8 protein-coding genes are annotated in these 12,099 nt (G+C 41.7%); all 8 read right to left on the reverse strand.

Going from position 1 to position 12,099, the window contains the following annotated elements:
• Nucleotides 1–231: 231 nt before the first annotated feature.
• The gene (gene addA / locus DWV68_RS10760) at nt 232–3,849 is read right to left on the reverse strand and encodes a helicase-exonuclease AddAB subunit AddA (RefSeq protein WP_118665757.1); all 3,618 of its coding nucleotides are present in this window, start codon (nt 3,847–3,849) and stop codon (nt 232–234) included.
• A gap of 3 nt (nt 3,850–3,852) precedes the next feature.
• A complete protein-coding gene (addB, locus tag DWV68_RS10765) occupies nt 3,853–7,281 on the reverse strand; it encodes a helicase-exonuclease AddAB subunit AddB (protein WP_118056807.1) in 3,429 nt (1,142 codons plus the stop codon).
• A gap of 1 nt (nt 7,282) precedes the next feature.
• Nucleotides 7,283–8,293, reverse strand: a complete 1,011-nt coding sequence (locus DWV68_RS10770; RefSeq protein ID WP_117947624.1) for a LacI family DNA-binding transcriptional regulator — start codon at nt 8,291–8,293, stop codon at nt 7,283–7,285.
• A 44-nt stretch (nt 8,294–8,337) separates the two neighbouring features.
• Nucleotides 8,338–8,931 carry a ribonuclease H1 domain-containing protein gene (locus DWV68_RS10775; RefSeq protein WP_118082910.1) on the reverse strand — a complete coding sequence of 198 codons (594 nt, stop codon included), beginning with the start codon at nt 8,929–8,931 and terminating at the stop codon, nt 8,338–8,340.
• Between the two features lie 105 nt (nt 8,932–9,036).
• Nucleotides 9,037–9,714 (reverse strand): DUF6198 family protein, encoded by a 678-nt coding sequence (locus DWV68_RS10780; protein ID WP_279222411.1) that lies wholly within the window; start codon nt 9,712–9,714, stop codon nt 9,037–9,039.
• A gap of 36 nt (nt 9,715–9,750) precedes the next feature.
• A complete protein-coding gene (locus DWV68_RS10785) occupies nt 9,751–10,293 on the reverse strand; it encodes a DUF3877 family protein (protein ID WP_118056809.1) in 543 nt (180 codons plus the stop codon).
• Nucleotides 10,294–10,387: 94 nt separating this feature from the next.
• A complete protein-coding gene (locus DWV68_RS10790) occupies nt 10,388–11,263 on the reverse strand; it encodes a hypothetical protein (protein WP_117699317.1) in 876 nt (291 codons plus the stop codon).
• Between the two features lie 291 nt (nt 11,264–11,554).
• Nucleotides 11,555–11,791: a hypothetical protein gene (locus DWV68_RS10795; protein ID WP_117699318.1), complete on the reverse strand. Its 237-nt coding sequence runs from the start codon at nt 11,789–11,791 to the stop codon at nt 11,555–11,557.
• Between the last annotated feature and the right edge of the window lie 308 nt (nt 11,792–12,099).

The raw sequence follows: 12,099 nt of genomic DNA on the forward strand, positions 1-12,099 counted from the left end.
CCAGACGAAGTTCATATATTAGCCGAAATTCTTAGTGCCCCTTACAGGCGTATGCGGTATCCGCAGACAACGGACAGTGCGACGTGTCAGTCCAAGCGACGGAAAGACAGTTTATCATCAAGGAAAACATACGCCTAAGAACTGCTGGTATTTCAAAGAAACTAAAACAAATGCTCTTCATACGCAAAAACTTTTCCTATTAACACTTTCCCTCCCATCACTTATGACACCTTATACTTCAATTGCCTGATTCAGCCGGAAGGAATAAAGATACTTCTCCTTCACCGGAAGCGGGAATATCCGTTCTAACGCTTCTGCATATAAATCCAGCTGTTCTTTATACATATCCCGCAGCCTTGTGGCACTATCTACCCGGTCTGTCTTATAATCAAGCAGTACAATTCCATCTTCTTCCACCCAGAAAACATCTATGATTCCCTGGATTAAAACCATCTCTTCTTCCATCTCATGATTTCCCATGACAAACGGCTTCTCGCGGAACAAATCATCCCGCATTGCAGCTGCTTTCATACGGGGTGCAAGCTGCGATTTTAAGAATAATTCCACGGATGGTATACGGATTAATTTTTGCATATCCTCAGATACTTTACCCATTTGTACCAGTCCTGTCAACTGCTTTTTTATATTTTCTGCAAATTCATCGGAACGATCCGGCATTTTCGTAAAATCATAACATTCCATCAGACGATGCATGGCTGTTCCACGCAGTGCTCCCTGATTTACTTCTGCTTTTCCTTCCATAAATGCCGGGACATATGGGGTAGATACTTCTTCTAAGAATTTCGGTGTAACATCCTCTTCTTCCTTTGCTGCAAGCTCCCTCATTGCCCGGTGTTTTAATTCCGATACAGAATATTTTGTCACCAGATGAATGGCATCCGGGTGCGGATACTGATAGGATAACTGTTCCTTTATCTTTTCATACAGAGTATCCGAAACTTCCTTCGCCTGCTGCACACGCTGCCTCAATGACACATGCTCTGTAATCTGATGAGCCGCCTCGTCCTCTAACATGCTCCATGGTGTCACATAGGAAACTTTATCCCAGTTGCCGCTGGCGGCTGCCGATGGAAGAATCCACTCCAGAAAGGTCTTTGCTTCTGCCCGCTCCTTAAAATTAAGAGCTTTTCGGTTACTTCCGCAATAAATTTCTCTTATCTGCTGCAGCATTTCTTCATCCTTGATATAACCGGTTATAATTAATTTTTCTTTGGCTCTTGTAAATGCCACATATAAGACACGAAGCTCCTCGCCAAGGCTTTCTAATTCTGTCTGCCTTGCAATTACCTTCTTAAAAAATGCAGGTACTTTTATCCGCCGGTCTTCCTCAATAATATCAAGTCCAACTCCAAGGTTCGGATGCAGTATCATCTTGCTGCGGCTGTCCTGCTTATTAAAGGATTTGCCCATTCCACTGACAAAGCAGACCGGAAATTCCAATCCCTTACTCTTGTGTATACTCATTATATTTACTGCATCTTCATTTTCACCCACAAGTTCTGCTTCCCCAAAGTCCACATCATACTTCTGCAGCTCATCAATGTATCTTATAAAATGATAAAGTCCGCGATAACTGGTTTTCTCATATGCAATAGCTTTCTCTGACAGCATATGAAGATTTGCAAGTCTCTGTCTGCCCGCCGGCAATGCCGATGCATATCTGGCATATCCCGTTTCCTTCAATACCTTCTGCAGCAGTTCGTGCATTGGTATATCCATGGTCTGTCTACGAAGTTTTTTATATGTTTCGGAAAAACGTTTTAATTTTGCCCGCATGTCTTCATCCGCTGTTGATTCTTTTTCTGTCAGCTCTTCTTCCGCTTCCAAAAACATCTTTACGCACTGATGATACGGCTTGTCCTCTGCCAGTAACCGGAGTCTTGCAAGCTGCTCATCGGAAAGACCTGCCATTGGGGATTTTAATACTGCTGCCAGTGGAATATCCTGTCTTGGATTATCTAATATCCTAAGATAATTTAATACCGTCCTGATTTCTAATGTGGAAAAATATCCGGTTCTTGAAACCGTATGTGCCGGAATTCCATTGGCATTTAAAACCTCTGCAAAAAGGTCCGCCCATTCACTTAAACTACGCAGTAAAATTACAATATCGCCATAGCGGACTTTCCGGAATTCTCCGGTTTCTTCGTCTACCACTTCTTCTTTGCCTACCATCTTCCGAATCCGGTCTGCAATTAATTTTGCTTCCAGTTCCTGCTTTGAAATCCGCTGTTTTGTTCCCTCTTCCAGTTCCTGTGTAGTTGTAAGAAGAATCTCACTGTCAAAAGCATCCTCTTTCTCGCCCGCCGGATAATCTGCACCACAATACAATGCCGCCTCATCGGTATAATCCACACCACCAAGATTCCGTTTCATAATCTGATAGAAAATATCATTGGTAAAAGTAAGCACCGTATCTCTGCTTCGGAAGTTCTTATGCAGATCAATCCGCTGGCAGGGTGCATCTGTTGTCTCATAAGTATCAAACTTTTCCATGAAAAGCTCCGGTCTCGCCAGACGAAAACGGTAAATACTCTGTTTTACATCTCCTACCATAAAGAGGTTATTCTGTCCCACAGCCTCTCTTGAAATTGCCCGGAGAATCGTCTCCTGCACATAGTTGCTGTCCTGATACTCATCAATCATAATTTCTTCATAGGCATTCTGAAATTCTTTTGCTGTCTCCGTTGGTTTCCCGGTCTCCTCCTCCACCAATATCTCTAATGCAAAATGCTCAAGGTCTGAGAAATCCACCAGATTCTTATCCTGCTTTCTTTCTGTGAAAGCATCGATAAAACGCTCCGTCACTTCAGCTAACGCTTCTGCTGATGGATGCACCAGAGTGAGCTGCTCTAAAATTTCCTGAAAAGTAAGGGCAAAGCAGTCACTTTTTAACTTTCCGATTCCATCCTTAAGCTTCTTACGTTCTGTCTTTACCTGCTCCTGCTTTTCCGGACTTCCGATATAATCCTTTGCTCTTCCTAATGTTGCAAATTTACATTTTCCTAATTCTTCATAAAAAGCCTGATAAGTATCGCAGGAAAGCAATTCTTCCATCAGCTTTGCATCCTGCTCACAGGCGTCCTCATACATGTAAGGACCGTCTGCATCCTGACAAAGTTCATGATAATGCTCTGCCTGCTCTAAATAGCCCTTTACCATCTGCTTCCCATATTCTACCGTCATTTCAATAAAAGGCGCCTGTTCTAATTCCTGCTCTGTTTTTATCTCATAGCAGCTTAACGCTTCCCGAAGCCACTGCTTCGGCCATGGATAACTCTGTGCATAGGAATAAAGTTTAAAAATCATATCCCGCACCGGTGCATCACTTCTACTGGTTCCATAACAGGAAATGAGATGCAAAAAACCCGGATGTTTTCCTTCATAACACTGTTCAAACAATCCGGTCATTACATCTTCCCGAAGAAGCTTTAACTCGCCTTCATCTCCAATCCTGAAATTCGGCTCCAGACCGATTTCATGAAAATGATTCCGAAGCACATAAAGGCAGAAACTGTCTATGGTAGTAATCTGCGCATTCTGCACCAGTGCAGCCTGCTGCTGTAATCTCACATCGGAAGGATTCTCCTGCAATGCCTTTTCCAAGGCTTTTGCTACACGCTCTTTCATCTGGGCTGCCGCCGCATTGGTGAAGGTTACCACCAGAAGATGGTCAATATCTACCGGATGCTTCTTATCCAATACCAGCTCTTTGATTCTCTCTACCAGTACGGCTGTCTTTCCGGAACCTGCTGCCGCAGACACTAAGATATTACGGTTTCTTAAATCAATGACCTGCTGCTGTTCTTTTGTCCATGTCATTCCCATTTCTTAAAAAACCTCCTTCATGCGTTCATAGATTTCCTCGGAAGATAATTCTTCCAACCGCCTTACTTCATATCCCGGAATCTTTTTATCAAATCCACAGACCGCAGCATATGGACAATAATCACAGCTGCTCCGGTTCTTTAATAGATACGGATTCACCTCTGTATTTCCCTTTAAAATAGCATTTCCAGCTTCTGCAATCCGATAGCTGGCATAATCCGCAATCAGCCTAAATTCTTCCTTGTCCACAGCCTTATCGCTCTTTCGCACCGTTCCGTCCTTATTTACAGAAATCGGAAGGACATTGGATTTACCGGAAAGTTCCACATCCATGGCACGGTAAATATCATCCTCTGTATTTACCACTCCATCCAGACGTAAATTTTCCAATATCTTTCTTCGAATCTCTTCTTCAGATTCACTACCGGTTCCTTCCACCATCGGATCATCAATATGATAGTAGAACATACCTGCCGGCACTATCTCTTTTGCCGGATTTTGCTTTGCAAATAATTCCATGGCTGCATTCATATAAACCACAAGCTGAAGCTTCAGGCCATGGTACAGAGATAGCAGTTCAAAACCGGTATTACCGGATTTATAATCAATAATCTTTACATATAACTTATCTTTGTCTTCATAAGTATCAATACGGTCAATTCTTCCCTGGAGCCGCATATGCTCTTCTTCACTGAGTTTAAAATTCACTGCATTTAAATCATCCGCATAGGAAAATCCCACCTCAAACTGCGATGGTTCAAATTTTCCCTGACGAATCTGGCTGGTCAGTGCCCAGATGGTCCGTGCAAAAATCTTTTTCATCTTTGCTACCTGATAACGGTTTGCCGCTGTATCTGCCATGGCTGCATTTCCACTGGAAGCAATTGCTTCTTCCATTGCCCGCTCCATAAGCTGTTTTTGTGCTTCTTCTGTAATATCAAACCAGCTATAGGATGATTCTTTCAGATACCGGCTATAATTTTCCAATGCCTGATGATAGATATTTCCCATATCCGCCATACGGAATTCAAAGAGTTCCCGTTCCTGTAAACGCAGTCCATAAGTCAGGAAATGGGCACAGGCACAGGCTGCATACTGTTCCAACCGCGTAACACTGTTCTTTAACTCATTTCCATAAAGAGCCTTTGCCACAGTTCGGCTGATTGGCTCTGCATGATATTTAAGCTCTGCTGCATCAAGAATAGCTTTTACCTGCTCCCGATATGCCGGTTCCTCTTCATACCAGTGCAGCAAAGCCTGCCAGAGTACTTCCTTCTCATCATTCCACCCGGCATCTTCCTGATACAGTCCCTCTAACAGAAATGCCATGCTGCTCTCCGGTGTTACCAGTGTTTCATCAACCTGTTCTCCCGTTATCAGCTCTGCTTTTAACCCCGGGAACAGTCCCTCAATCATATGAATAAAATAGGACGGGCGCTTTGCACTTCCATCACTGCCTACCCTTGCATAGGTAAGATAAAGTTTTTTCGATGGCTTTGTCACTGCAAGATAAAGGTAAAAACGCTGGATAAAAACACGTTCCCTTGCTGTAGGAGCCAGTTCCATATGATTTTTCGCAAGTTCTTCTCTTTCCAGCTGGGAAATGATGCCGCCACGATTATCGGATTTTGGCACAATACCATCATTGACTCCCACGATAAATAATACTTTTATATCATCAAGACGGGTTCTTTCGATATCACCAATCATCACGCAGTCATAGCCACCCGGAATCACGCCTACTTTGGCAGCTTCAAAGCCAGCCTCTAAGACCTTGGCATATTCGGATATGTCCATGACTTCATCACCCAGAAGCGTTGCCATCTTATCCAAAATATCCATTACAATGCGATAAATCTGTGCATATTCCTTTGCCTTGGCTAAGTCCTTCGCCTCTTTATACTGATTCTCCCGGTATTTTAACTGCTGCTCTATCTGTAAGGACACAATAAACTGATAGAGTGCTGTCGTGCATTCCCGTACGGTAGCACCTTTTTTATGAAATACAGCCGCCAATTCCGAAAATGGCTCCATTACACGGATCCGGAGTTCATTTAAAGCTTCTAAATCTTCTTCCGCAACCTCATGGGTGGTATAAATAAATCTTGCCTCCCATTTTTTCTTTCCACGGATGCCTGCTGCCAGTACATAATTTTCCAACAGGTCAATCTCATCCTCACTGATTTGGGATAATCCACAGCGCAGATAACGGAACATTGCTTCCTCCGAAAAATTGTCCTCGATTACCTGCAAAAGAGACCGGACAAATTCCAAAAATGGATGCAGTAAAATATTTTTCGTTGTATCTAAGAAAAACGGAATGCCAAACTCCTCCATAATCTGCGGCACATAGCTTCCATACTCTTCTATGGCACCGGAAATAATGGCAAAATCCCGGTAGCGGTATGCTCCGGTATGCACCAGCCTTGCAATCTCTTCTGCTGCATACTGCAGTTCTCTTCTTGGATTTGGCAGGGATAAAATCTCTATGCCTTCTTTGATTTCTTTCTCATCCTTCTTTTCGTAGCTATGATGTCTGGTACGAAACAGATTCTGCTCTAAGAACCGTAGTACCGGTGCCTCCCGGAACCGGTCAGCTTTGGGATTCTTTAATACCACCGGCTCTGTTACTTCAAAATGCTTCTCTTCCGCCATTTTCATTAGGCTGGCTACCGTCTTCTTACTCATGGCAAACAGCTCCTGCATATCATGATAAGAATAAATATCCTCTGCCGGGTCAATGGTTACTGTCACATATATATCTGATACAATTCCCATCAGGCGGTACAGCACGTTATTCTGAATCGGTGTAAATCCGGTAAATCCATCGAAAACCAGCACGGCATCCTGTAAAAGCTTTGATTCCTCTGCCATATCACAGAAGGCTTCTAAAACTTCTTCAGCAGTAATATACATCCCGGAAATTGCACTTCGAAAACCCCGGTACATGGTCAGGATATCCTGCAGTTTATAGGAAAATGCCGGTGGCATATTCTGTTCTTCAATAAATGTTTCCAAAGTATCCGGATCGATATTATACTGTGTCAGCTCTGATATCAGGGACTTCACTTCACTGATATATCCCATCTTTTTCATATTTCCCTGCATGACACATAAATCATCCATCCGCTCTTCGGCAACCTTACGCAATACAAGGTTTTTCCCGGTCTCCTCTAAAACTGCCATATTCGTCTTTCCTAATTCGTCGAAAATACGATATGCCAGTCGCTGGAAGCTGACCACATCTATATTCATAATACTGTTTTTTTCCTGTAACCGAACAAGTTCACGCTGCGTCTGCATCGTGAACTGTTCCGGTACTACTACATAATAATTTTTCTTTAAATTCTTCTGAGCTTCTTTGACTGTTTTGCGGAATACATAGCCTGACTTTCCGCTTCCAGCACTGCCCAGCACAAATTGCAGTGCCATATCAGATTCCTCCTACTGATTCTCCTACCAAAAGTTCCCCATTGATAATCACACGCTCCACCAGCGTTGTCTTAGGCTGCTCGATTCTCTGTACCAGACGTTTTACGGCCTCTTCCCCAATCTTTCTGGTATTCTGCCGTATAGTCGTAATCTTTGGACTCATCATCTGGGATACTTTTGTTCCATCAAAACCTGCAATAGAAATATCATCCGGTACTTTAAGTCCCATTTCATCAATTACATTAATCCCACCAATTAATGCTGTATCATCCGGGTAGAGAATACAGGTCGGCGGGTCAGGCAGATTTAAAAGTTCCCTGGTTGCCTTTGCCACAAGCCTGGTATCTAAATATTCTCCTTCCTTTAAGTAGTCATCCGGAACATTCAGATTAAAGCTCTCCATTGTCTGGAAAAAGCTGGTCAGACGATCTCTGGTAACAGCCGAATGTTTTTCCCCATAAATGTATGCAATTTTCCGGTGTCCCTTGGAATAAATATAACGTACCAGTTCATTCATCCCTTTTACATTATTAGAAGAAACAACCGTGCAGTTGTGATATACATAATCCACAGTAACAATCGGAATATTACTCTGCAAAAGTTCCTGTACCTCCGGTTCATCAAACCTGGCACACACAATTCCAACTCCGTCAAAATTCCGGTATTTGCAGTGTTCAAGATATGACATCTTATGATTCACATGCTCATTATTAATAAAAGTGATATCATAGCCTAATTCTTCCGCCTTTTCTTTAAATCCATTTAAGATGCCAGAGAAATATTCATGGGTAAGCCCTCTTCCGGCCTCCTCTTTAAAAAGTACTCCTAAGTTATAAGAACGGTTCGTCTTTAATGCCCTTGCTGCCGCATTCGGAAAATACCCCATCTCCTGTGCTGCTTCTTTAATCCGTATCCTGGTCTTCTCTCCAATATCGCTATGTCCATTCAACGCTTTACTTACTGTTGCCGTTGAGACACCACAACGCTTCGCTACGTCCTTTAATGAAACCATTTCTTTCCTCCTGTTTTATCCCCGTATCCACTCTTCTGCAGATACTATAGCTCAATTCCGACTGCCTCTTTTGCCAGCCGGTCTGCTTCTTCATTTCCTTCTACTCCTGAGTGCCCTTTTACTTTTACAAAATGAAGTGTAATTTTATCCTTTATGCCCTGAATATAGTCATAATAAGCAATGGTCCCTTTCTTATTCCGTTTCCATGCTCCTGTTGCCCACATTTCAATACCCATATAGTCATAATATATCGTAAGCTCTGCCAGTCCAAGTTCCACTGCCTTCTCAATGGCAGCCATGCTTCCTAATACTTCTCCTGCCACATTATGCATGGATACCATTTCTTCTTCCGATCCTGAGCCCTGCAGCACTTCTTTTTTCCCATCTGCCATCAGAAAGCCGCCATATCCGTATACCTTAGTTGCAATATTATAAGAGCCATCCACAAAGGCATAATTTTCCGGCTCTTTTTCTACTGTCTGCTGCTTCTGACCGATATATTCTTCTGCCGCTTCCCTTGTTGGAAAGCTTTTAAATTCTGCTCCCGGAAAACCATCGGTCTGCTGCTTACACATATCCCAGCTCATATAAATACCCGGTTTCTTTCCTTTTCGGACTGCATAAAACTTTGCTGCCATTCTTCTTCCTCTTACTATCTTTTATTTCTGTGAATTTTCTTCTTTTCTTAACTTACATCATTAGCTCTATTTTACCATTTTTCCCTTCGAATGGCTAGGACAAGCTTAGGATTCGTAACGATATTTTCCAAAGAAATGATTGTATACTGCAATTACTCTTCCCACTCCAAGTACTGACAATAGTGTACCGGCTCCAATCCCGATAATTTCTCCCTTTATAATAAGTCCAGCGATACAGGTTATCGTAACGTTACACACATCAAAGCAGTTTTTGGTAAACCCTACCGACTTTCCGGTAAAGTCTGCAATTGCCTGTACAATTCCATCTCCCGGATTTGGTATGATACGCATATTTAAAGACATTGCGGCTCCTACACCTGTCAATATGATTGCCAGTATCAAAAGCATCAAACGTGCCGGAATGCTGCCCCAGAATGTACCTGCACAGTCTTTGGCATATTCAGGAACGAATCTTGCAAAAAGGTTCATAAACCGGGTAAATACAATACTAAGTGGTATCTGCAGAATATCCAAAAACAGGCGTTTTACATATTCTCCTTTTTTGCGCCGGATGGTATGTAATATCATTTCTATCAATACAAAAATGCTATATAAAATCAGCGTCATATTGCCCAAATTCATTCCACTGATTACCGATACACTGTATGCTACCGAAATAATCGGAGATACGCCAAGTCCCGTCTTGGTATTTAATATAATTCCCATGGCAAGTAACAGTAATCCTGCCACATATACGATTCCTCTGTTTATTTTCTTTTGCAACTTCTCTTCCTCTTTTCTTTTATCATAAAATAGTTCTTACTCTACACTTTCAGAAAACAAATCCCGGTAATCCTCCGGCATAAAACGATGATAGATGATATGGCAGCCTTCGTCCTTAAAGCAATAATAATAGGAATCCTCTCCGCTTTCAAAATAAATGAGATAGTCAAAATCCTCTGTCTCAATTTTCTCAAAATGTATCTTCTCGCCGGTTCCTAAGAACAGCTTATGGATGTCCTCTATGGTGCAAGGATGTGTCTGCAGCAGAGCCACCAGCTTTTTAATAAAAGAATTTCCACTTCTTTTTTCATGCACATATTCTGCACCTTCTTCCGGCACTACAAAACAAAAGCGGTCCTTGTTTCTGCTGATTTCTACTCTGCCAAGCCGTATTCCTGCTGCTTCATAAAATTCTTTTTCCAATTCTTCCGTTGATTTTCCACCCACTTCTTCTCCTAAGAAATGTTTTAAGGAACTTAAAGGATAATATAACCGGATTTTTTCTTTCCGGTATCCAAGCTTTACCTGCTCCTCCTGTATGAAATCCATAATTCCTTTTTCTAATCTGCTATAATCCATTGTATGCTCCTTTAAACGTGGAAAAACAGAACCACCTTTCGACGATTCTGTTTCATGCTGATACAAAGTAAGCTTTGCCCACTTTGCTCAGTTTCTATTCTGCATTGATATACTCATAATCCCGGTCTAACTCAATTGCCACACTTCCATCATTGATTGTGCCATCATATGTATGTGCTTCATCTGTTCCAAGACCCTTTACAATTCCATTTTCATATTCTTCTGCGGTACGCTGTGTCTGTAATACGAACAGCAGTCCCTTATATTCTGCCGGTGCTGTTACTTTATAAGTCTCTTTTATTTCATAGTAAGTCACCATCGGATACTCACTGCCATCCTCTACCATCCAGTCACCAAATGTTGTCTCTGTATCTTCTGTGGCTGCCACCTGATATGTTGTGCCGGCACAAGCCACTTCTGCCATCATAGCCATGGAACTGTCTGTTGCAGCTACATGCTGCGGCAACACCATTCCGGTAGTTGCATCCACGAGGCTGATGTCTTCATATTCGATATAAGCTTCTGCATCCGTCTGTATGCCATTCCACGGAATCTTTGCAGATAAAGTAACCGTATAAACTGTATTTCCTTCTTCGTCTGCCTCAGTACGATTCCAGCTTATCTCATACTCCGCCTGATTTAAATGATTGGTAAAATCAGATGCCTGCACAAAGGTCTCACCATCCATGGTTCCTGCCATATTGTATACATTGACATTTTTTATCACAGCGGTATTCTCTTCGGTTTCCATTTTGTGCTGATACATACCGGATAAAACATACCAGGTATCTTCCTTAAGATTTCCCTGTGCCTCTGTCTCCGTCTCTGTGGCATGGAGCCCTTCCACTGCTTCTGTTTCTGTATTTCCTGCTGCTTCCTTGTCTGTATCTTTCTCCTTTGGTCCGCATCCATCCAGCATTCCTAATACGACAATGCAAATCAAAGCTGCCGCCCATATTTTCTTCTTCATTTCCTGCTCCTTCACTCTATCCATAACACAATATATTCATTCTTATCCCCGCATGCGATTGGTTGCACACGGACTTTACGATTATACCGTAGATGAAGGGGAAGTGCAAGGAGTTAATAGAAAGATAATTGTGGTATATACTCTGTAGTTATATTTAGCAAAAAACAGCCACCAATCGTTAGATTTGAAACCTAACTTTTGGTGGTGGCACACAATAACCTCTCCTGTATTACTTTTATATTATTCTTTATAAATTATTCCAATATATTCCCATAATAATTTTGGGCTAACTTAAAAATCGTATTGAGATGATTCTTTCCCTTCATAACTACCATTTGGGATTGTTTTCTTAAATGCAACTCCAATCGGCAAAATCCCCCTTATTATTCCCTGCCGAATAAACTGCTGGTCTTTTCCCATTAGTTTAGCAACTTCTATAATAGGAACATTCTTACCTGAAAACTCTGGAAGAATATAATAGATTTTATTATTAAACTTATTAGTTTGCTCCTGTGTTTCCTGTTCCATATGTGCTCACCTCATCTATATATTCTACTTCTTCAAATAGTATTTCCAATTGAATTTCTCCCTTTTTACAAAAGTGTGTCTGATGCATACTAACTCATTTTTATTCGCTTTCCCACACTTTTATTCATTTTCTATTCATTTCTTACTAATGGGTATTCTTTTTTACTCTAAGTTGTCGTGCAATTTATTAAATTTGAATTTTGAAAAAGCCAGCACCTTGAATGGACTGGCTCTTTCAATGTCTCCTGTAATTGACAAACTTGAATTTATCTATTAACTCTCTTAACTTTCCCCTATTTTCAAGGCTT

Origin of the sequence: Roseburia sp. AF12-17LB, assembly GCF_003479605.1 — a bacterium.
Classification (GTDB): Bacteria; Bacillota; Clostridia; order Lachnospirales; family Lachnospiraceae; genus Roseburia_C; species Roseburia_C amylophila.

Excerpts from the sequence above, each read along its gene's own strand:
- addA (WP_118665757.1), bottom strand. The coding sequence starts at position 3,849 with ATGGGAATGACATGGACAAAAGAACAGCAGCAGGTCATTGATTTAAGA.
- addB (WP_118056807.1), bottom strand. The coding sequence starts at position 7,281 with ATGGCACTGCAATTTGTGCTGGGCAGTGCTGGAAGCGGAAAGTCAGGC.
- DWV68_RS10770 (WP_117947624.1), bottom strand. The coding sequence starts at position 8,293 with ATGGTTTCATTAAAGGACGTAGCGAAGCGTTGTGGTGTCTCAACGGCA.
- DWV68_RS10775 (WP_118082910.1), bottom strand. The coding sequence starts at position 8,931 with ATGGCAGCAAAGTTTTATGCAGTCCGAAAAGGAAAGAAACCGGGTATT.
- DWV68_RS10785 (WP_118056809.1), bottom strand. The coding sequence starts at position 10,293 with ATGGATTATAGCAGATTAGAAAAAGGAATTATGGATTTCATACAGGAG.
- DWV68_RS10790 (WP_117699317.1), bottom strand. The coding sequence starts at position 11,263 with ATGAAGAAGAAAATATGGGCGGCAGCTTTGATTTGCATTGTCGTATTA.
- DWV68_RS10795 (WP_117699318.1), bottom strand. The coding sequence starts at position 11,791 with ATGGAACAGGAAACACAGGAGCAAACTAATAAGTTTAATAATAAAATC.